Raw genomic sequence first — 20,132 nt, 5'->3', positions numbered from 1 at the left:
TAACCGGGGCGACTGGGGTTACCGGCGATACAGGGGCTGCGGGAGTAACTGGAGCCACAGGTGTCAGTGTAACGGGAAGTACTGGAGCCACGGGAGATACAGGTGTAACCGGGGCGACTGGAGTTACCGGCGATACAGGGGCTGCGGGAGTAACTGGAGCTACAGGTGTCAGCGTAACGGGAGTCACCGGAGCAACGGGATTAACCGGGGCCACCGGGGTTACAGGTTTAACGGGTGCAACAGGAATCGGAATCACTGGCGCAACAGGAGAGACAGGGATAACCGGAACCACTGGGGCTACAGGAATAACCGGAGAGACAGGAGTCGGTGTCACTGGATCGACAGGAGCAACCGGAATAACAGGAGTCACTGGAGCGACGGGATTAACCGGGGCCACCGGGGTTACAGGCTTAACGGGTGCAACAGGAAACGGAGTCACTGGTGCAACAGGAGCAACCGGAATAAACGGAGTTACGGGAGAGACAGGGACAACCGGAACCACTGGGGCTATAGGAGTAACCGGAATAACAGGAGTCACCGGAGAGACAGGGATAACTGGAACCACTGGGGCTACAGGAATAACCGGAGCCACGGGAATCGGCGTTACAGGATCGACAGGAGCCACCGGAATAACCGGAACCACCGGGGACACGGGCTTAACGGGTGCAACAGGGATTGGTGTCACTGGCGCAACAGGAGCAAGTGGTACAACTGGGGTTACCGGAGCAACCGGGGCTAGTGTAACCGGAGGCACGGGCGCTACTGGAGTCACCGGAGTTACTGGGGGAACAGGGGCTACCGGAGCCAGTGTAACTGGAAGCACCGGAGCGACAGGCGTTACGGGTGCTACAGGGTCGACTGGAATAACAGGTGCTACTGGAGTGAGCGTCACAGGAGCAACTGGGGCCACCGGGGGTACAGGAGCGACGGGTGCAACCGGAGCCACAGGAACCTCTGTAACATCTAATTCAGCTTTTGGTGAAAACACAAATGGAACCATCGTTGTCATTTTGGGTGGAACACTAATACCATTACCAAACAACCAAAATATAGGCACTGGTATAACCATCAATGGAGCGAATGATACTTTCACTCTTGCCAATGCAGGGCGTTACTATATCTCTTACAAAATAAATCTGACAGCCGCACTTGCTATTCAATCCCGTATATTACTTAACGGGGCAGCAATTCCAGCGAGTGTAGTTTCACCATTGCTTTCCCTGAGTCAGTTACAGTCTGACTTTATTGTGACGGTAACTGCCGGATCTACAATACAGTTCCAACTATTTGGTCTTGTTGGTACCGCTGTCCTCTCTCCACCAGGAGCTACATTAAACATTATTCAATTAAGTTAATGCATGAATTACGCTTTAAAAAAAGAAGTTTGAGTTTATAAAAAGAGGCGAACCCAATAAGGGTTCGCCTCTTTTTTTATCTTATAAGTGAATAGTCCGACAATAATTAATTCAGAACGATTTCAACGGCAGTATTGATTTCCTGAAGAGCTGCAAGTTGCACAAGTACATCTTTTGGAACTTCTTTATCTACAGTCAGAATCATGATAGCCGCCCCACCGATGATTTTACGTCCGACCTGCATGGAGGCGATGTTAACTTCGTTCTCTCCAAGCAAAGTTCCAACACGTCCGATAATACCCGGTTTATCATTATGAGAAATCAGAACTTGGTGACTTTCTGGAGCAATATCCACTGGGAATTTGTCCAGACGCACGATACGCTCTCCATAACCTGCAAGCAGTGTGCCCGCAACACGACGCTCCTCAGCATCCTGATTCGTCACAAGTGTGACGGTAATCAGATTAGTAAATCCTTTCGTCGCCGAAGTTTGGCTAACCACTACATTGAGATCCCGCACTTTAGCCAAATGCATGGAGTTGACAATATTGGCTTCTCCGCCTAAATGCCTTGCGAGAATACCTTTTACAATGTAACGAGTCAAAGGCGAAGTATCCACTTCCGACAGATCTCCAGCGTAGTCAATCCGGATTTCCTGAACTGCATTTTGAGTGATCTGAGCTGCAAAGCTGCCCAGTGTTTCACCAAGTTTAAAGTACGGCTGCAGTTTGTTCATTACAGTTGGAGCTACAGCAGGCATGTTAACTGCGTTTTTGAACGGTTCATTGCGCAGAATATGCAGGACTTGCTCGGATACGTCGATCGCTACATTTTCTTGTGCTTCGACTGTCGATGCACCAAGATGAGGCGTCACAATAATGCTAGGATGATTCAGGAACGGATGGTCAGCAGCTGGTGGTTCGCTCTCGAATACGTCGAATGCTGCACCAGCAACGATACCTTCATCAATTGCTTCTACAAGTGCCATTTCATCAACAACTCCGCCACGGGCACAGTTGATAATACGCATCCCTTTTTTCATCACTTCGAATTGAGGGCGGGAAATCATATGGCGTGTCTCAGGTGTTAATGGTGTGTGAACGGTCATGAAGTCGGCATTGCGAATGATGTCATCTACACTAGCCAGCTTAACCTGAAGTTTCTCTGCGCGATCTTGAGTGAGGAACGGGTCGTAAGCCAGAATATCCATTCCGAATGCTTTTGCACGTTTAGCTACTTCGCTACCGATTCGTCCCATACCGAGCACACCTAGCGTTTTATTTCTTAACTCCACACCCAGGAAGGTTTTACGATCCCAAGTACCTTGAATGGTTTTGGCATATGCCTGAGGAATATGTCGTGCCAGTGCCATCATCATGGCAAATGTATGCTCACATGTCGTAATCGTGTTACCGTCAGGGGCGTTAATAACAATGATACCGCGTTGGGTAGCAGCTTCCAAATCAATGTTATCTACACCTACGCCAGCACGTCCGATGACTTTAAGGTTTGTACCAGCCGTCATAATACGATCCGTTACACGAGTCTGACTTCGAACTAGAAGGGCATCATAATCGCCGATAATTGCAACAAGCTCATCTTCGCTAAGACCTGTTTTCTTCTCAACTACAACATCATTTGCATCCACCAGTTGCTGGATACCCAGATCACTAATGGGGTCCGACACTAACACTTTGTACATGGTTTCTTCCTCCTTAGGTATGTGTATCTATATCGTCAAGGTCTCACCTCACGAAAGAGGCATTCCTTAAAACCATTGAAACTCTTCCTTCCAACAACGCGGTGTCGCAGTAGAGGGGGAGGGTGTAGCAAATAGGGCGATTCCCACGTCTGTACTCTAAAATAAATCAAAAAACTCTCAATCCACATACTGCTTGCGCAATAAGGGACGAGAGTTGTCGTGGTACCACCCTAATTCACCGCCGTTTCGCAACGACAGTCTTAGCGGTCAATGAAGACCGAAGAGGATAACGGGTCTAAACCGATTGCACCTACTCCAATTTCAATGCAATAACTCAGGAGCGCTCAAGATCATCTGCCTGCCACCGATTTACACCATCCATCGGCTCTCTGTAAGACAAAGCAACGTCTTTTTTCCATCATCGTGTTTAACGTGACTAATTTTTTCATAATGTATCATGGCTGACATGAGCATGTCAATAGGCTTAAATGTTTTAATTCGATTTGCTAATGTAATTTTCTTCAGTGGGGGAGAAGGCGTACAGATGATAAAAATTGATCTCATTAATCGATTGATATAGCTCGATTACAAGCTGTTTTGTGAATCGGATTTTAACACATTAATGAACTAATTCATTGGATAAAACTCTGTTGAAAAACCGGGACTTGGGGCAGGCCTTGAACCTATTTGGTTTTTTGGCTATCATTTAGTATACTATCCGATTGGACAACGAAATTGTTATCCATCAAATATAAGTCAAGAGGACAGACATAGGCGATGAAAAAATTAAAGTTTCCCAAGTTCAAGATTCAGAAGGCTGAACCACAGCAGCTTACCGAGCGTTTGCTTCTGATCAATCTATACTTTACACAAGGGTTAACTTTGATCATTGGGGTTGTATGGATTTTATTGCAGAAGAGAAATCTTTTTGATGTGCTTGCGTGGCCAGACAGTTACCAGTTTATATGGTGGGGACTTGGTCTTGCTGGCATTATGCTTGTTATGGACTTGGTTCTTTCTTATGTTATTCCTCAAGAAAGCATGGACGATGGTGGAATTAACGAGATGCTGTTTCGCAAGCGTCCAATCTGGCACATTGTATGCATAGCAGCTATCGTTGCTGTTTGTGAGGAATTATTATTTCGTGGAGCCATTCAACATGCGATAGGTCCTTACTGGACAAGTATTTTATTTGCGGTCATCCATATACGCTATTTGCGGCACTGGATTCCGACTGGTTGGGTATTTGTTTCGAGCTATGGATTGGGTTGGATTTATATGCAATCCGGCACATTATGGGCGCCTATATTATGTCATTTTATTATTGATTTGGTGTCTGGATTAGCGATACGTTTTCGGAGGGAATCATGAATCAGCAATTAAGTAGAATGAAGACATACGGCAGTCAGCGCCATCGTCACTCGGATAAGACAGAGACAACTGAGCGTCCTGGAGTTTCTCAAGTTAATCTGGTCGTTGAACCAGCTGCTGCCTCAGAGGTGGGAGGACTCACACCAATTACCTCAGTCTCCATACCAAGATCACAACGTAAGTCTTATACATCATCACTGGAAAGTCCAGTACTTCCCCGGCGGGCGCCAGCGCGTGCCAACAAAGCAGAAAAACCATCAGAAGAATCCGTTTCCGAAGCGGGCACACTTCCTACGCGGACTGAACTTCATCCGTCTCGTCGTTTGCGCCTCAGTAAACGATTTGTTAATTCGCTCATTTTTATATTTGTTTTGCTTACAATCAGTCTGGTTTGGTGGGGGATTAAAGGAGCGCCTTCATTGGATACTTTCCTTCCATGGCCATGGTAATACTGGCCTGGTTCGTTACCGTTATTTTGGCCGGGATTGCTTTGATGGTTCATATGTGGCGTGAGGCGCATCTTCATCACATCGTTTCAGAAGAGGTTGAAGTTCCGAATTTGCCCTCTTCTTTTGATGGCAGCAAAATCCTGTATTTATCTGATATCCATAAACGCAAGCTGAAAAAGAATGATCTGGAACATCTTCGCAATCAGGTGGACTGGGTTATCATTGGGGGTGATGTGGCGGAAAAAGGAATTTCATGGCCACTCGTCAGACATAATATGAGCTTGTTATCTTATATTGCCCCTGTTTTTACAGTGTATGGGAACCATGACAAAAGAGCAGGAACTGTGCATCTCGAACGTATATTCCGAGATACGGGTGTTCAACTCTTACAGGATTCTACCACTTACCTTCGTAAAGGCAAAAGCAAACTCTGCCTGGTCGGAGTTGATTATCGTTCACGGCGAGGCGATTCGCTGCTTGCAGAATTGGACACCAAAGATTGCAAGATTGCCATCGTGCATGATCCCTTAGAGGCTCTTCATTTGAATGGACCTGTTGATCTGATATTGAGTGGTCACACTCACGGTGGGCAATTAGTATTTCCAGGCTTTGGCCCCGTCTTTCTTAACAAAGCATACCGCTCCGTATCTAGTGGGTGGTTCTCTCTAAAAAAGGATGATAATGACACCGAGCAAGAAGGCAAATTGCTGGTTAGCAAAGGATACGGAACCAATCATTTGCCGTTCAGACTTTGTTGTCCCGCAGAAATGCATATTATTACTTTGCGAATGCTCTCAAACAAACAGCCTTGATCCGCATAGGACCAAGGCTGTTTGTTATAACTTTTCAGTTCCTTCGTGTGAGTTTTGATTCATCAATTAATGATATTAAGCCGAATGCTGGGCAAATAATCGAAGCTCAGCGGGCTTCGAGTTCAATGGAGCGAGGGTCGACAAAAGTGTAGCCTTTCTGTTCAATTTTGGTTAACAACTCATCCAACGCTTCAACCGTCCATGGCAACTCATGCATCAAAATATTACTGCCGGGATTTAATTGATCCAGTACATTCTGGATAACTTTCTCCGGTTTGTTTTTGGTGCTCTTATCCCAATCCAGTGAACCATTGGACCATGTCATGTATAACATGCCGTTTTTCTTGACTGTGGCCTTTAGTGCATCATTTCCAGAACCGAACGGCGGGCGGAAAAACTGAGGTTCCACGCCAATCGTATCTTTCACAATCTTTTGCACATCGGTTACCTGTTTGGCTGCTGCTGTGGTGGACATTTTTTTCAGGTCTTCATGATCCCACGCATGATTTCCTATTACTTGCCCACGTTTATGAATGATCTCTAGCAACTCGGGATGACTTTTCACTCGGTATCCGTTAACAAAAAATATTGCTTTCGCATTATGTTTATCCAATGTGTCGATTAATCCATTAATCATTTTTTCTTCTTTGGGCCCATCATCAAATGTCAATAATACAACCTTGCTTTCGCTCGTCTTATCGTTGGGTTTGATGTAGTAATTGGCGTTCATGTGATATGTTTTTTCAATATTAACTTCGGCTACTTGTGAATCGGGAGCATTATCAGTTCCTTCTTTTTCTGTCAAAGATGTTTCGTCATTACTTGGTGATGCTTGATCCGTATTCGAGTCCGAGTCCGTTGAGGACGGGGAATCCGTGGTTTGCTTTTCGCTTGTGCCAGTGGAAGTTGGCTCATTCTGCTGCTCCTTCGTTGAAGTAACCGAATCATCATTGGGCTTCGTGGATTCAGGTGTTGTTTCGACTTTGGTTCCACAAGCTGACAACAGCATGCATGCGATCATAATTAAGGCGATGGTGTGTCTAATCATGCTTTCAACTCGCTTTCCTGTATTTATGCGGAATGAGATGAGGCACTCCCGCAAACACTAGTTGTGATTTTAACATTAAAAGGAGGTTGGTGTAATGAAGGCGTCATCCTTTTTCTGGGGTGTTGTAATTGGCGTAGCAGCCAGTTCTTGGCTGTCCAAAGGTAAAATGTCAATGCTGTCTTCCGGTTCATCCCGCAACATGATGAATCAGGCCAAACACAAAATGATGGAGATGACATTCCCGGGCATGGACGGTTTCAGCTCCAAGCCAAACGAACAGAGCGGAGATGCCCACAAAAGCACGCATAAAAAAAGTGCAAATCCGATAACTCCGCAAGAAAAAGAAGAGAACATGAGCATGCTAAAAGATTTTATTCGCACCAATCCGGATGTTAAACAAGAAGTTGAGCAAATTTTAACTCAAACAAACACAACAGTACCGGGTTTATAAACACAAACCTCCCATTAGAATCATCCACAGTCCTGTTTTGATGTGGAATGATTCTTTTTTTGTCGATTTTACTTCGTGCATTTGCAGGTATAAAATGATAACATAACTACATAGATTTATTTTCAGCACATATTGTTTTGTGCTTCATAATCTGTTATAAGACTTGCTTATAAAGGGGAGATCCTGTATGAAAATAGAACGATTAAGTCACGATAAGATACGGATTTTCCTGACCTTTGACGATCTGAGCGAGCGCGGAATACAAAAAGAAGATATGTGGCAGGAAATACCTAAAGTTCATGAACTGTTCACTGAAATGATGGACCAGGCCTATTCCGAACTTGGATTTGATGCTACAGGTCCACTTGCTGTCGAAGTATTCGCACTTCCCGCTCAAGGGATGGTTGTCATTGTCACCCGGGGGAAATATGATCCGCAACAATATGGTTCAGGTAATGAGGATGATTTGCCTGAAGAAGTATATGAGATGGAAGTTACACTTGAGCAAAGCGATTCCATCGTCTATGCATTCAAAGATTTTGAAGTGTTGGTTGAGGCTGCACATATGTTGCATCAGCACGTAACGGATGCTGGAAGACTTTATTCCTATAAAGACAAATGGTTTTTGCATTTTGAACCGGATGACTTGGATTCCACTAAACATGCAGCATTGATTGCCTTGCTTGCTGAATTCGGTGAAGGATCTTCCGTTACCCCTGCCGTCATGGAAGAGTACGGAAAGGTTGTTATGCCTGAACAAGCGGTTGAGGTTATTTGCACCCACTTCAAGCGTCAGGAGTAAGCTCTCGTTGTAATCGCGTCTTTAGTCAGAGGAGGGAATTTCGGTGCTTTTGTTTTCGGTTTTAGCGGCAGCAGTAGCTCCGGGTCTCGCCTTGTTAACATACTTTTATCTGAAAGACCGTTATGACTCAGAACCTCTTCACATGGTATTTCGAGTCTTTCTCATGGGGATTCTGATGGTATTGCCTGTGATGATTATTCAGCGTGGCATGATGATCTGGCTTGGAGATAATCCTTATGTTGAAGCTATCCTGATTTCAGGTGGTGTTGAAGAGTTCGTCAAATGGTTTGTGATATACCATATTATTTATAACCATACCGAATTTGACGAGCCTTATGATGGGATTCTATACTCCGTTGCTGTTTCACTCGGATTTGCTACAGTTGAGAATGTGTTGTATGCCTTTGCGGGGAATGCTTCCGTCTCAGCTATGTTCATTCGTGCATTGCTTCCTGTATCGGGTCACGCCATGTTTGCAGTAATTATGGGTTATTACATGGGGCGGGCCAAGTTCTCGGATGGTAAGAAAAAACGTTGGTTTCTTATGCTCTCACTCGTTTTACCGTTCTTCTGGCATGCGCTTTACGATGTCATTATGAATACGATGGTGAATCATTGGTTATGGTTCATTGCGCCACTGATGGCGGGTCTATGGTACGGTGCGATGGGCAAGATTACAAGGGCCAACAATCGTTCTCCTTTTCGTTTTGTGAAGCGTGAGGAAGAGATTAAATTATAAAAATACGGACACACTGGTGGACATGGAGCGCAACCTGCGCCTGATGCCCCGGTGTGTTTTTTGTTGCAATAAAATAAAAATTCCCGGGGAAAGACAAATAGAAACGGGGATAAGCGTGATGAGAATCAAAATTAAAATCAGATGCAAGCAATGTGGAGAACGTTTTACGCTGCGAGGCAAGAAGGAACGAGGAAGAATTGAGACTGGTTTTAAACAGTGTTTGTGTGATAATCGCGATCAGTTCGAAATTGAGGAAGATGGCGGCACAACCTGGGTACAATTGAATTAAACAGAACGTTTGAGACCACGCGTCATAAGCCCGTCATTGGACAGACTGGAAATCGCATGCATAAGAGGTCTTTCTTCGATCCACAATAGAGGTAGTGGCTTAGAAGAAAGGAGACTCTACCGATGTATAAACGTTTAAGTTCAGTTATGTTTCCGATATTTGCAGTTCTGTTAATCGGTGCTCTCGTATGGGGTTACCAAGAGAACCAGGAGAAAAATGCCATACTGATCAAGGCAGAGAATCAATATCAGCGTGCCTTTCACGATTTATCTTTTCATATGGACAAATTGCACTCCGAGATTGGGAATACACTGGCAGTTCATGCTACGTCCCAAGGGATGCATCGTAAAGGTCTGATGAACGTATGGCGACTCACCAGTGAAGCGCAGAATGAGATTAACCAATTGCCGCTTACAATGTTGCCATTCAGTGAGACGGAGGAGTTTCTCTCCCGCATCTCTAACTTTGCTTATCAGGCGTCCATGCGTGATCTGACCAATGAACCTTTAAGTGAAAAAGAAATGGGCAACTTGAAAAAGCTGTATGCGAATTCATCCGAGATCACTAAAAATCTGCAGGATGTACAGCAAAAAGTCATTTCTGACCGTTTACGCTGGATGGATGCCGAGTCGGCTATGGCAACCGAAGAGCAAACGATGGACAACACCATCGTGGATGGATTCCGGACAGTCAACAAAAAGGTACAGGAATACCCTGAACTTGACTGGGGTCCTTCAGTCTCCAGCATTTATGCCAAACGTTCGGTGAAAAAGCTGGATGGCTTACCGATGACCAAAGAGCAGATCCAAACTAAAGCTGCAAAGTTCTCCAATGCCGAACACGGCAAGATTCAAATACAGGAGAATGGTAAGGGTACAGACTGGGAATCGTACACAGCTACGATTGATCAATCCAAAGACAGTAAATTGAGTATGGACTTCACGCGTAATGGCGGTCTGCTCATCTCTTACAGTGACACTCGTCCAATCGGAACAAAGAAAGTCACACGTAAGGAAGCTATGGCCAAAGCAGATCATTTCCTTTCCAATAAGGGTTACAAAGATATGAAGGCAGTCAATTATGACGAGTTTGGCAATCTCGGTAATCTGACCTATGTTCGCAAACAAGGCGATACACTGATTTATCCTGAAAAAATGTCTGTTAGGGTTGGCCTTGATAATGGGGATGTTACAGGCTTCCAGGCAAGTGACTTTGTATATGAACATCAGAAAAAGCGGGAGATTCCAAAAGCCACACTCACGGTTGAACAGGCCCGCAAAAAACTGAATCCGGAATTCAAGGAGAGCTATGCTCGCAAATCACTCATTAAGAATGATTACAGCAAAGAAGTTCTGTGTTACGAATTCGGTGGACGCATCAATGGTGCAAAATATAAAATTTACATCAACGCTGATACAGGTATGGAAGAAGCCGTTGAGGAAATCAAACCGGTGAATGAGACCACATAACATCAAGAAACCGGTAGGCTGTTAAATTGCAAATAGATAACTGAACAGGCCACGCAGTGGTCTGTTTTTTGTTGTCCACTATGAGAAAGGTCATGGTATAATAGTCCTTGTACATACGATTACGAAGATAAAAAGCTAAGGTGGCGGTGAACAGCTTGTTTCCCAAAATAAATGAAGTTTTATACATCCAGATTGCCTCTGCAGATGAAAAAGAGGAAAGCAAAGAATATAAATCACGTATAGCTGATGTGGATGACAATAGTTTTCTGATCGAAGTTCCGATGCAGCAGGGAAGCAGCCGGTTGAAACGGTTGTTTTTTGGTGAAGAATTGTCCATTTCTTATATTACGGAAGACGGGGTTCGTCATTATTTCAACACGTATGTGACCGGATTTGAGGAAGATGTAGTACGGCTAGTACGAATTCGCAAGCCGTTGCCGGACGACATTACCAAAATCCAGCGTCGCAGTTTTCTGCGTGTTCATGCAAACCTTGAAATGGCCATCCAGGGTGAAGATTTGACCCGTGCAGTGGGCTTGACTGAAGATATTGGCGGCGGGGGATTGTCCATTTATGGAGAACCCAATTTTGCTATTGCGGAAGGGCAGAAGCTGAAATGCTGGTTGCTTATTCCTTATCGGAATGCAGCAATTGAACATGCTAATTTTGAAGCTGAAGTGGTACGTATCAAAACACTGGAAACAGGCAGACAGCTATGCATGTTAAAGTTTGTGCAGATTACGGATTCGGAAAGGCAGAAGATCATCAAGTTTTGTTTTGAACGGCAATTGGATTATCGATCGAAATAAAGAGGATAATTGTCTGGTATAGCAATGGACAATGCTGGGCACTGTAATGGAAAAACGGAGGTTCGGCTTGTGAACAATCGCCATGCATCCCGCAGATACGAGCGCCTATATTATGTTTTATCCAAGCGAATGGAAAGAAGGGCTCTGAAGCTGATTACAGCTCTTCTTATTCTGCTTGTGTTTTATCAATTATTACTTCTTGTGCCTAATATGAAAAAGAATATGACCTCCATTGATCGTCTGGAAGGAACACCAATTCAGATGCAAACGGTACACGAACAATAGCATTAAGGATTTGTCTGATTTTGCATCCATGTGTATAGTGTGGTATAATTTTGACGATGCAGGCAATGCCTGTTTTTTTATTGAGGCTTATCGTTTGAGGAGGAATGCCCCGTTGGCAAGCCAGAACACATCAGAGAACGGGAAAATGAACGTCGCAATTGACGGACCTGCCGGTGCCGGGAAAAGCACGGTGGCCCGATTGGTTGCAGAGGCGCTCGCGTATATATACGTCGATACTGGCGCGATGTACCGTGCGGTAACCTTGCATATGCTTCGAAAAGGTATTTCACCGGAAGATGTGCCAGAGGTGCTTCAGGAAACCCAAAAGCTGGTCATTGATTTACAACCGGATCCCGACGGACAGAAAGTGTTCTGTAATGGGGAAGATGTAACCTCGGAAATCCGCTCCCGTGAAGTGACGGGAATCGTGTCCCGATATGCGCAAATCGAGGGGCTGCGTACGCAATTGGTGGATACACAGCGGCAAATGGCTTTGCGCAAGGGCGTCGTCATGGATGGACGCGATATCGGAACGACAGTACTGCCCGACGCGGAAGTGAAAATCTTCATGACTGCCAGTGTGGAAGAGCGTGCACTTCGCCGCTTCAAAGAACTGGATCCCTCAGAAGGACTGACGTTGCAGCAACTTGAGCGAGACATTGCCACCCGTGACAAACTGGATGAAAGTCGGGAAATTTCCCCGCTTCGTTGTGCTGAGGACGCTACAGTGCTCGATACAACCGAGATGAGCATCCATGAAGTGGTTGACAAAATCGTGTCTTATTGCACAATGGTCAGAGGAGAGATCGGTCTATGATTTACACATTTTGCAGCACATTACTGCGGATCATTTACACCATTCTTTTCCGCCTGGAGGCAGTTGGACGGGAGAACATCCCGAAAGAAGGCGGCGTACTTTTATGTTCCAATCATATCAGTAACTTTGATCCTCCAACGGTTGGGATCAAGATTCGTCGTCAGGTGCGCTTCATGGCCAAAAGCGAATTGTTTGATATTCCGGTCTTTGGCCGAATTATCAAAGCCGTAGGCGCTTTCCCTGTTAAACGTGGAGGCGTCAGCAAGGAATCCATCAAGACCTCACTCAACATTTTGCGTGGTGGTGAAGTGCTTGGCATTTTCCCTTCGGGAAGCCGACACAATGATGGAGGCATCGGCAAAAAAGGGGCAGCGAGCTTCGCTCTCCGAAGTGGTGCTACTGTTATTCCTACTGCTATTATCGGTAACTACAAGGTTTTTCGTAAGATGAAAGTTGTTTATGGAGCACCGGTGAATTTGGACGAGTTCAAGGAAGATCCTTCCGGCGATGCGCTGGAAAGAGCGACGGAGAAGATTATGTCCAAAATTAATGAAATGGTGCAAACGGGCGTACCGAGCAAGTGATTAAGGTGACGTCGAACAACTGAGTGCATGTTTCCATTTTTTTGTGGGAAGCTAAGCTATGCATTTAGTTCTGAAAGTGTTTTGAACTCTGCTACAGGCAGGTTTGAATATAATGGGGTTTTTGAATTGAGGAGGGTATTTGACATGTCGGAAGAAATGAAAAATCAAGAAGCAACCCAAGATGAGTTGGATCAATTCGTTTCCTTGAAAAAAGGAGATACCGTAAAAGGAACCATCGTCAAATTGGAAGATAACCAAGCCTATGTGAGCATTGGATATAAATATGACGGTGTAATTCCAATTCGTGAACTGTCTTCCCTACACGTAGACAGCGCGTCTGATGCAGTTGAAGTTGGACAAGATGTTGAAGCTAAAGTACTTAGCATCGACGACGAGAAAGAAAAACTCGTTCTGTCCAAACGTGCAATCGACAGCGAAAACGCTTGGGATCAATTGCAAAAGCATTTTGAAGACCAAGACGTATTCGAAGTTGTTGTAGCTGACGTTGTTAAAGGCGGTCTGGTAGCAGACGTGGGCGTACGCGGATTTATCCCGGCTTCCATGGTAGAGCGCCATTTCGTTGAAGATTTCAGCGATTACAAAGGACGCACATTGCGTGTTAAAGTGAAAGAGATCGACCGTGAGAATAACAAAGTGATCCTTTCCCAAAAAGACGTACTTGAGCAAGAATTCGAAGCAAACAAAGCTACGGTTATGGCTGGTTTGCAAGAAGGTCAAGTTATCGAAGGTACGGTACAACGTTTGACTCAATTCGGTGCTTTCGTTGATGTTGGCGGAGTAGACGGATTGGTTCACGTATCCGAGCTGGCTTGGACACACGTTGACAAACCATCGGACGTTCTGTCTGAAGGCGATAAAGTAAACGTAAAAGTGCTGAAAGTTGATCCTGAAAAAGGTAAAATCAGCCTGAGCATGAAAGCTGTTCAACCAGGTCCTTGGGAAACAGCTGGCGACAAATTCAACTCTAGCGATATCGTAACAGGTGTTGTAAAACGTCTGGTTGACTTCGGTGCTTTTGTTGAAATCGCTCCTGGTGTTGAGGGACTTGTGCATATCTCGCAAATCTCCCACAAACATATTGGCACTCCGCACGAAGTGTTGAAAGAAGGACAAGAAGTTCAAGTTAAAATCTTGGACATGAATCCTTCTGAGCAACGTGTAAGCCTGAGCATCAAGGAAACTGAAGAAGCTCCTGCTCAAGCGCCAAAATCAGAAAGACCTGCAAGAAACAATGCTCCACGTGAAGAAATCAACAACCCGAACGTTTCCTTGAGCAATCAAGGTCTGAGCATCACGCTCGGCGAGCGCTTCGGTGACAAACTCAGCAAATTCAAATAAGTTATACATGCATGGTTCTTAGTTATATACTGCATATTTTGCTGAACAATAAAAGCAAGATCGGCGAGCCCCAGCGGGTTCGCCGATTGTTTTTATTGCGAGTATAACGGCATGAAACGTTAGCCAAGACAGGCGTTTTTTGCTATGATGATTATCGTAAGTATGGACAGGAGGAGTGGAATGTATGGCAAGACCCGTTGTGGCAATTGTCGGGCGACCGAATGTGGGCAAATCCACCATTTTTAATCGGATCATCGGCGACAGATTGGCCATTGTGGAAGACAAGCCGGGCATTACCCGTGACCGTATCTACGGAATCGGCGAATGGAACGGTAAACCATTTAGCATTATCGATACAGGTGGTATCGAAATCGACGGCGAGGACGTCATTTTAAAATCAATCCGGATGCAGGCAGAGCTCGCCATTGAAGAAGCGGATGTTATTGTATTCATGTGTGATGCAAAAGCAGGGATTACGCAATCTGATGAAGAAGTCGCAGAGATGTTGTACCGCTCAGGTAAGCCTATCGTTGTAGCCGTTAACAAAGTGGATAATATCGGGCGCAGTGAGCTCATTTATGAGTTTTATGGATTTGGATTTGGTGATCCAATCGGAGTATCGGGAAGTCATGGTACAGGTGTAGGTGATTTGCTGGATGCCATCGTTGAGAAATTGCCTGAACTTGAGGAAGAGACTTACGATGACGATGTCATTCGTGTAGCTCTGATCGGACGTCCTAACGTGGGTAAATCTTCATTGGTGAATGCCATTTTGGGCGAAGAACGTGTTATTGTCAGTGATGTTGCTGGTACGACGCGGGATGCGATCGATACACCGTTTGAAAAAGACGGTCAGCGCTATGTGCTGATTGATACAGCAGGTATGCGTAAACGTGGTAAAGTCTATGAGACCACGGAGAAATACAGCGTGATGCGTGCGATGCGTGCCATTGAGCGTGCAGATGTTGTTCTGATTGTAATTAATGGTGAAGAAGGCATTATCGAGCAGGACAAGCATATTGCAGGTTATGCATTTGAAGCAGGCAAAGCCTCCATGTTTGTTGTGAACAAATGGGACGTTGTAGAGAAGTCTGATAAAACAATGAATGAGTTTGAGAAAAAAATTCGGGATCATTTCCTGTTTATGACTTACGCTCCGGTTGTATTTTTGTCAGCCAAGACAAAACAACGCTTACAAAAATTGTTGCCTGTGGTGCAGCGTGTGGCCCAGCAGCACTCGATGCGTGTTCAGACGCATCTGCTTAACGATGTAGTGTCTGATGCAGTGGCGATTAATCCGCCACCAACAGATAAAGGACGCAGAATGAGAATCAACTATGTGACTCAGGTTGCAGTTAAACCTCCGACCATGGTTATTTTTGTGAACGATCCGGAATTGATGCACTTTTCTTATGAACGTTACCTGGAGAATAAAATTCGTGCAGCGTTTGATTTTGAAGGGACGCCAATTCGCATATTTACTCGGAGGAAGTCCGACGAAGGTTAGGGGAGAAGTTTGTGATTTTACAAATCGCAGCGATTGTACTGAGCTATCTGCTCGGTTCAATCAGCTTTAGTGTCCTCCTTGCAAAAGCACTACGGGGGATCGATATCCGTCAACACGGAAGCGGAAATGCAGGGGCTACCAATACTTTGCGGATATTGGGTAAAGGACCAGCAATTCTGGTACTGCTGTTGGATGTACTCAAAGGTATTGCGGCCGTTTGGATTGGGGTTTGGTTCAGCAATGGCTCCGATTGGATTCCTGCACTTAGTGGTATAGCTGCCATTGCAGGACATAACTGGCCGCTGTACTTCCGTTTCCGTGGAGGAAAAGGAATTGCGACAGCGATTGGTGTACTCGTGACTCTTGCACTTATTCCTGCGCTATGCGCCGGGGTATTTGCGATCCTGTCCATCGTATTGACACGATATGTTTCATTGGGTTCCCTTATTTTTGTAGCTTTGACACCGCTCTTCATCCTTGTGTTACCCGGATATTCGATGAGTATTTTCTGGGGAAGTCTGATTATTTGTCTGTTTGCGTTCTGGAGACATCGTACCAATATTGCGAAGCTCGCCAAAGGACAGGAAAATAAATTGGGATCGAAAAACCCTGGAGGGGGAAAACGCGTTGTCTAAAAAAGTTGCTGTTCTGGTTGCTGGCAGTTGGGGTACTGCACTTGCCAGTGTATTGGCTGCCAATCAACTGGATGTGATCATGTGGACACGTGGTGAAGACCAGGCCGCAGAGATCAATAATAAACATACAAACCAACGCTTCCTTCCCGATGCAGAGCTGTCACCTCGTATTCAGGCAACCACGGATATGGCGACGGCAGTTGAAGGGGCTTCTGCTGTGTTAATTGTTGCTCCATCATCGGCGATGCGTTCGGTTGCACATCAGCTTAAGGCCTATTACAAACCGGAAATGTTAGTCATTCATGCAACCAAGGGTTTTGAGACAGAAAGTCTGAAACGTATGTCCACGGTCATTTCGGAAGAACTCGAATGTGAAGAAGGCCGTGTCGTTGTACTTTCTGGTCCAAGCCATGCGGAAGAAGTGGTTAAGCGTTGCCCAACGACGGTTGTTGTGGCATCACTGGATAAAGCTTCTGCCGAGGCGGCTCAAGGTTTATTTATGAATGCTTATTTCCGTGTGTACACGAATCGAGATATGATCGGTGTAGAACTGGCGGGAGCGTTCAAAAATATTATCGCGCTAGGAGCTGGTATGTCAGACGGGCTTAACTTTGGTGACAATGCCAAAGCAGCGTTGTTAACACGCGGGCTTGCCGAAATCACACGCATCGGTGTGGAGATGGGAGCGAATCCGCTCACGTTCTCTGGACTCGCAGGGATCGGCGATTTGGTCGTGACTGCGACCAGTCAGCACAGCCGTAATTGGAGAGCTGGCTCCTTGCTGGGCAAAGGACAGAAGCTGGACGATGTTTTGAATTCCATGGGCATGGTTGTGGAAGGTATTCGGACCACGCAGGCCGCCCACTTTATTTCTCAGAAATACGGTGTGCAAATGCCGATTGCAGATCAGCTTTATCACGTTCTTTTTCAAGAGAGACAGCCGCGGGATGCGGTTGAAGCTTTGATGGGACGTGATCCCAAGACCGAAATGGAAGTCATGACGCTTGAAACATGGGAGCAGTGGCATTCCTGATGGTAGCGTAGGCAGCTTTCCCGAAATGAGAAGCTTCTTCACCTTTTTTGCGGTGCACTCATATTATACACATGAGTATTGCCGGAGGAGGGGAGACGAATGGCTAACAACATTTCCAAGGAAGCGCTGAAAGCGATCAACAAAAAAACAGGGAAATCGATTACGGAAGGTGCCGTCAAGAAATTGGCGAGTACAGTAAAACCGTCCACCATGCAGAATGAAGCTCAATTGCGCCAACTGATCAAGCAAGTATCCGCCATGGCAAAAGTGCCGGTATCTGAAGATACAGTTCAGGATATCGTGAGTGCCGTCAAAAAAAGCGGATTAAACCCAAACAGTATGGAATCATTAATGAAAATGATGATGAAAAAATAATAGATCGCGCCTGCGTGCAGGCGATCAGGCAAGACAAAAAGACGAGTCCGCATCTGCCGGCTTGCTTTTTGTCTTTTTTTTTGGAAATCTGAGCAATGTTTCGTGTTATAATAGTTGCAATTGTCACAGTGTCAGTGATGAATAACGGACTGAAGGGGAGAACTCTGGATTATGAACGCGATGGACAAGATGTGGCTTTCATTGGTCGCAATCCTTATTATGGGACTATCTGTATTCCTGATTACGTTTGCTCGATCCAAAACGAAAGGTATTGTACGGGGGATTCTTTCTTTAATTGCTTTTCTCATTATGCTGATTGGCTTCTTCGGCGGAATAGCTTCTCTGACCTGATCTTTCTCGCCTGAGAGATAACATCCGCATAAACACATCATAAGAACTGACACAACGAAAACGGATGAAGGGAAGGTGAGCCGATGAGGTTGCATGAAACGGAGGATCGGATAGAGCGCTATCCAGAATTACAAGCCGCTTTGCTGGAAACGGCGAAAGCTTGGGATGCAGAGCCTTATACGTGGCTGCTTGGGGGAAGCTGTGGGTTGTTGCTCCAACAGGTGGCATTACAGCAGGCTCCCAGAGATATTGATGTTTACGCTGACATCACCGCCGCGAAGTTGCTTCATAAATCTGCGCCTGGAATGGTGCTGGACGAGCCTGTCGTAGATAAAACTGGACCTTATGCCTCGCTGCTCAGTCATTATCAGGTAGGGACTTGTGCGTTGGAACTGGTTGGTGGTTTCGAAGTGTGGTCACGTAAAAGTTGGTACCGCATTGAAATTGAGCATATATTGGCCAAGTATGCACCTGAAGCCAAAGTAGGTTCTTACACATTGCGTTTAATGCCGCTTGCTCATGAGCTGTTGTTCAATCTAATGAGAGGCCGTGCCGATCGTTATGAACCCATTGCAAGACAGATCCGGCAGATGCCCGAATCACATCAACCTCTAATGACTTTATTGGGGAAGCAAAATATATGGACAAGCCGATTCAGAGCAGAAGTGGAAGAGCTTGTTGGCTTCGAATGGCCTCAATAGGTTGGGAGGAAGAATGATGGATTACAATATTACATTTTTACCGCAAAATAAAACGATTCGGCTAAAGCCGGGTGTAACACTGCTAAATGCTGCACGTCGTGCAGGGGTGAAAATTGCAACGCGATGCGATGGAAAGGCAGCCTGTCTGATGTGTAAGGTGAAAGTAGATTCAGAACATCTTGCAGCGCTTCATCCACCAACAGATGCGGAGAAGCGTAAGCTAGGTTCGCTGCTGGATGCAGGTACTCGGTTGTCATGTCAGGCAAAGGTGCGGGGATCGGTGATGGTTCATGTTCCAGAGGACCCGCTGAAGGCAGCGATTCGTAAACAATTGGAGCGTCAACAGCAGGAAGAGGACGATTGGTTCTAAGAATACCTGAGTGGAACGATTTCAAGGAGGATACGGATGAACGAGAATATGGCGAAGGTCGCGAAACCAAGAGGGCAGAGGCGTCATTTGCAGAAGATGTCCTGTCTACTCTTGTTCCTATTGTTTGCTTTTACAGCAACGGGGTGTATGTATCAATCCCAGAGTAATCCTGATCCCAAAATAGCTTATAGGGAAAGCGTAAGCCGTATTCAAACTGCGGTAGAAGCATTCCAACAGGATCAGGGGATTTTGCCCATGGTCAATGCAGATATAGAAACACCGAAATATGAAAAATTCAGAGTAGATCTGTCCAAGCTGAAACAGCAGGGGTATCTGGATGAAATACCCGGCACTGCGTTTGAAAGTGGTGGGAGCGCTTACTTTCTCATTCAGGATGAAGAAGTGAACCCGACAGTCAAAGTCATGGATCTTCAAACCGTACAGAAAGTAAATGATGTTCAGCGAATGGTCAACCAGTACATGTCCGTACATAACAATCAACTGCCAAGTGGGGAAGAATTGTATCCGAATCTATACGCTGTAGATATGGAACAAGCCGCACAGGCAGGTGCCCCAGCGGTTACACTGAATAGTGTATATTCGGGTCAGGAACTGCCTTTCATGATGGATGACGAGGGTAATGTCTATGTGGATTATGCTTTTGACATTATGCAGGCTGTAGAGAAGTCAGATAATGCTCCAACAAAAGTGGAAGATATGCGTGAATTCTTGCTGGAGCATTCTTACTTCGTCCCTGTAAAATCGGTCGCTTATACCTGGCAGAATAACACCCCGGTTGCAACAAAGTAATAATGAGCG

Annotated in this window: 24 protein-coding genes and 1 other annotated feature; of the genes, 22 read left to right on the top strand and 2 right to left on the bottom strand. The window is 45.5% G+C overall.

Annotation, left to right across the window (positions count from 1 at the left end; translation table 11 throughout):
• Window positions 1-1,355 (top strand): BclA C-terminal domain-containing protein (locus HP548_RS18750; RefSeq protein WP_409347662.1); only part of this gene is annotated, 1,355 nt, incomplete at its 5' end.
• 106 nt (window positions 1,356-1,461) lie between these two features.
• Here HP548_RS18750 and serA read toward each other — a convergent pair.
• Window positions 1,462-3,057 (bottom strand): phosphoglycerate dehydrogenase, encoded by a 1,596-nt coding sequence (gene serA, locus HP548_RS18745; protein WP_099858410.1) that lies wholly within the window; start codon window positions 3,055-3,057, stop codon window positions 1,462-1,464.
• Window positions 3,058-3,257: 200 nt separating this feature from the next.
• Window positions 3,258-3,488: a binding site (T-box leader), on the bottom strand.
• A gap of 346 nt (window positions 3,489-3,834) precedes the next feature.
• Between serA and HP548_RS18740 the strand changes: the two genes are divergently transcribed.
• From HP548_RS18740 to HP548_RS18730, 3 genes are read left to right on the top strand one after another with little or no spacing between them, the layout of a single operon-like run.
• On the top strand, window positions 3,835-4,428 hold the full coding sequence (locus HP548_RS18740; protein WP_076288915.1) for a CPBP family intramembrane glutamic endopeptidase: 594 nt from the start codon (window positions 3,835-3,837) through the stop codon (window positions 4,426-4,428).
• A complete protein-coding gene (locus HP548_RS18735; protein WP_175382489.1) occupies window positions 4,425-4,877 on the top strand; it encodes a hypothetical protein in 453 nt (150 codons plus the stop codon). The genes HP548_RS18740 and HP548_RS18735 overlap by 4 nt, the downstream gene beginning before the upstream one ends.
• Window positions 4,865-5,689, top strand: coding sequence for a metallophosphoesterase (locus HP548_RS18730; RefSeq protein ID WP_175382488.1), 825 nt, complete (start codon window positions 4,865-4,867; stop codon window positions 5,687-5,689). The genes HP548_RS18735 and HP548_RS18730 overlap by 13 nt, the downstream gene beginning before the upstream one ends.
• Before the next feature lie 106 nt (window positions 5,690-5,795).
• On the opposite strand, the gene HP548_RS18725 is transcribed toward HP548_RS18730, so the two are convergent.
• Window positions 5,796-6,710, bottom strand: coding sequence for a polysaccharide deacetylase family protein (locus tag HP548_RS18725; protein ID WP_409347661.1), 915 nt, complete (start codon window positions 6,708-6,710; stop codon window positions 5,796-5,798).
• A 121-nt stretch (window positions 6,711-6,831) separates the two neighbouring features.
• Here HP548_RS18725 and HP548_RS18720 point away from each other — a divergent pair, with 121 nt between their 5' ends.
• The 18 genes from HP548_RS18720 to HP548_RS18635 all read left to right on the top strand — a co-directional run bounded on the left by HP548_RS18720 (window position 6,832) and on the right by HP548_RS18635 (window position 20,123).
• The gene (locus HP548_RS18720; protein ID WP_175382486.1) at window positions 6,832-7,188 is read left to right on the top strand and encodes a hypothetical protein; all 357 of its coding nucleotides are present in this window, start codon (window positions 6,832-6,834) and stop codon (window positions 7,186-7,188) included.
• A 187-nt stretch (window positions 7,189-7,375) separates the two neighbouring features.
• Window positions 7,376-7,990, top strand: coding sequence for a genetic competence negative regulator (locus HP548_RS18715; RefSeq protein ID WP_076288919.1), 615 nt, complete (start codon window positions 7,376-7,378; stop codon window positions 7,988-7,990).
• Between the two features lie 43 nt (window positions 7,991-8,033).
• Window positions 8,034-8,729, top strand: coding sequence for a glutamic-type intramembrane protease PrsW (gene prsW / locus HP548_RS18710; RefSeq protein WP_076288920.1), 696 nt, complete (start codon window positions 8,034-8,036; stop codon window positions 8,727-8,729).
• 118 nt (window positions 8,730-8,847) lie between these two features.
• Complete coding sequence (locus HP548_RS18705) at window positions 8,848-9,018, top strand: hypothetical protein (RefSeq protein WP_167666101.1); 171 nt, start codon at window positions 8,848-8,850, stop codon at window positions 9,016-9,018.
• Between the two features lie 122 nt (window positions 9,019-9,140).
• A complete protein-coding gene (gene ypeB / locus HP548_RS18700) occupies window positions 9,141-10,487 on the top strand; it encodes a germination protein YpeB (protein ID WP_076288921.1) in 1,347 nt (448 codons plus the stop codon).
• 155 nt (window positions 10,488-10,642) lie between these two features.
• On the top strand, window positions 10,643-11,296 hold the full coding sequence (locus HP548_RS18695; RefSeq protein WP_076288922.1) for a flagellar brake protein: 654 nt from the start codon (window positions 10,643-10,645) through the stop codon (window positions 11,294-11,296).
• Between the two features lie 69 nt (window positions 11,297-11,365).
• Window positions 11,366-11,581: a hypothetical protein gene (locus tag HP548_RS18690; RefSeq protein ID WP_076288923.1), complete on the top strand. Its 216-nt coding sequence runs from the start codon at window positions 11,366-11,368 to the stop codon at window positions 11,579-11,581.
• Window positions 11,582-11,693: 112 nt separating this feature from the next.
• On the top strand, window positions 11,694-12,398 hold the full coding sequence (gene cmk / locus HP548_RS18685) for a (d)CMP kinase (RefSeq protein ID WP_063566751.1): 705 nt from the start codon (window positions 11,694-11,696) through the stop codon (window positions 12,396-12,398).
• A complete protein-coding gene (locus tag HP548_RS18680; RefSeq protein WP_063566752.1) occupies window positions 12,395-12,982 on the top strand; it encodes a lysophospholipid acyltransferase family protein in 588 nt (195 codons plus the stop codon). Before cmk ends, HP548_RS18680 begins: the two co-directional genes overlap by 4 nt.
• Window positions 12,983-13,126: 144 nt before the next feature.
• Entirely contained in the window at window positions 13,127-14,341 is a 1,215-nt protein-coding gene (rpsA, locus tag HP548_RS18675) for a 30S ribosomal protein S1 (RefSeq protein WP_175382485.1), read from the top strand.
• A 184-nt stretch (window positions 14,342-14,525) separates the two neighbouring features.
• On the top strand, window positions 14,526-15,848 hold the full coding sequence (der, locus tag HP548_RS18670; RefSeq protein ID WP_024630683.1) for a ribosome biogenesis GTPase Der: 1,323 nt from the start codon (window positions 14,526-14,528) through the stop codon (window positions 15,846-15,848).
• 11 nt (window positions 15,849-15,859) lie between these two features.
• Window positions 15,860-16,483, top strand: a complete 624-nt coding sequence (gene plsY / locus HP548_RS18665) for a glycerol-3-phosphate 1-O-acyltransferase PlsY (protein WP_076288925.1) — start codon at window positions 15,860-15,862, stop codon at window positions 16,481-16,483.
• A complete protein-coding gene (locus HP548_RS18660; protein WP_076288926.1) occupies window positions 16,476-17,516 on the top strand; it encodes an NAD(P)H-dependent glycerol-3-phosphate dehydrogenase in 1,041 nt (346 codons plus the stop codon). Before plsY ends, HP548_RS18660 begins: the two co-directional genes overlap by 8 nt.
• A 99-nt stretch (window positions 17,517-17,615) precedes the next feature.
• Window positions 17,616-17,891 carry a stage VI sporulation protein F gene (locus HP548_RS18655; RefSeq protein WP_024630680.1) on the top strand — a complete coding sequence of 92 codons (276 nt, stop codon included), beginning with the start codon at window positions 17,616-17,618 and terminating at the stop codon, window positions 17,889-17,891.
• 171 nt (window positions 17,892-18,062) lie between these two features.
• Window positions 18,063-18,242, top strand: coding sequence for a DUF2768 family protein (locus HP548_RS18650; protein ID WP_053780676.1), 180 nt, complete (start codon window positions 18,063-18,065; stop codon window positions 18,240-18,242).
• An 83-nt stretch (window positions 18,243-18,325) separates the two neighbouring features.
• Window positions 18,326-18,943, top strand: coding sequence for a hypothetical protein (locus HP548_RS18645; protein ID WP_175382484.1), 618 nt, complete (start codon window positions 18,326-18,328; stop codon window positions 18,941-18,943).
• A gap of 16 nt (window positions 18,944-18,959) precedes the next feature.
• Window positions 18,960-19,313: a 2Fe-2S iron-sulfur cluster-binding protein gene (locus HP548_RS18640; protein WP_076288929.1), complete on the top strand. Its 354-nt coding sequence runs from the start codon at window positions 18,960-18,962 to the stop codon at window positions 19,311-19,313.
• Window positions 19,314-19,349: 36 nt separating this feature from the next.
• Complete coding sequence (locus HP548_RS18635; protein ID WP_246318109.1) at window positions 19,350-20,123, top strand: hypothetical protein; 774 nt, start codon at window positions 19,350-19,352, stop codon at window positions 20,121-20,123.
• The last annotated feature ends 9 nt before the right edge of the window (window positions 20,124-20,132 follow it).

It is taken from the genome of Paenibacillus taichungensis (assembly GCF_013359905.1).
Lineage (GTDB): Bacteria > Bacillota > Bacilli > Paenibacillales > Paenibacillaceae > Paenibacillus > Paenibacillus taichungensis.
The sequence above is the reverse complement of the archived record's forward strand: the minus strand, read 5'-3'. Positions and strand labels throughout refer to the sequence as shown.

Coding starts and splice junctions, on each gene's coding strand:
- serA (WP_099858410.1), bottom strand. CDS start 3,057: ATGTACAAAGTGTTAGTGTCGGACCCCATTAGTGATCTGGGTATCCAG.
- HP548_RS18740 (WP_076288915.1), top strand. CDS start 3,835: ATGAAAAAATTAAAGTTTCCCAAGTTCAAGATTCAGAAGGCTGAACCA.
- HP548_RS18735 (WP_175382489.1), top strand. CDS start 4,425: ATGAATCAGCAATTAAGTAGAATGAAGACATACGGCAGTCAGCGCCAT.
- HP548_RS18730 (WP_175382488.1), top strand. CDS start 4,865: ATGGCCATGGTAATACTGGCCTGGTTCGTTACCGTTATTTTGGCCGGG.
- HP548_RS18725 (WP_409347661.1), bottom strand. CDS start 6,710: ATGATCGCATGCATGCTGTTGTCAGCTTGTGGAACCAAAGTCGAAACA.
- HP548_RS18720 (WP_175382486.1), top strand. CDS start 6,832: ATGAAGGCGTCATCCTTTTTCTGGGGTGTTGTAATTGGCGTAGCAGCC.
- HP548_RS18715 (WP_076288919.1), top strand. CDS start 7,376: ATGAAAATAGAACGATTAAGTCACGATAAGATACGGATTTTCCTGACC.
- HP548_RS18705 (WP_167666101.1), top strand. CDS start 8,848: ATGAGAATCAAAATTAAAATCAGATGCAAGCAATGTGGAGAACGTTTT.
- ypeB (WP_076288921.1), top strand. CDS start 9,141: ATGTATAAACGTTTAAGTTCAGTTATGTTTCCGATATTTGCAGTTCTG.
- HP548_RS18680 (WP_063566752.1), top strand. CDS start 12,395: ATGATTTACACATTTTGCAGCACATTACTGCGGATCATTTACACCATT.
- rpsA (WP_175382485.1), top strand. CDS start 13,127: ATGTCGGAAGAAATGAAAAATCAAGAAGCAACCCAAGATGAGTTGGAT.
- der (WP_024630683.1), top strand. CDS start 14,526: ATGGCAAGACCCGTTGTGGCAATTGTCGGGCGACCGAATGTGGGCAAA.
- HP548_RS18655 (WP_024630680.1), top strand. CDS start 17,616: ATGGCTAACAACATTTCCAAGGAAGCGCTGAAAGCGATCAACAAAAAA.
- HP548_RS18650 (WP_053780676.1), top strand. CDS start 18,063: ATGAACGCGATGGACAAGATGTGGCTTTCATTGGTCGCAATCCTTATT.
- HP548_RS18645 (WP_175382484.1), top strand. CDS start 18,326: ATGAGGTTGCATGAAACGGAGGATCGGATAGAGCGCTATCCAGAATTA.
- HP548_RS18640 (WP_076288929.1), top strand. CDS start 18,960: ATGGATTACAATATTACATTTTTACCGCAAAATAAAACGATTCGGCTA.
- HP548_RS18635 (WP_246318109.1), top strand. CDS start 19,350: ATGAACGAGAATATGGCGAAGGTCGCGAAACCAAGAGGGCAGAGGCGT.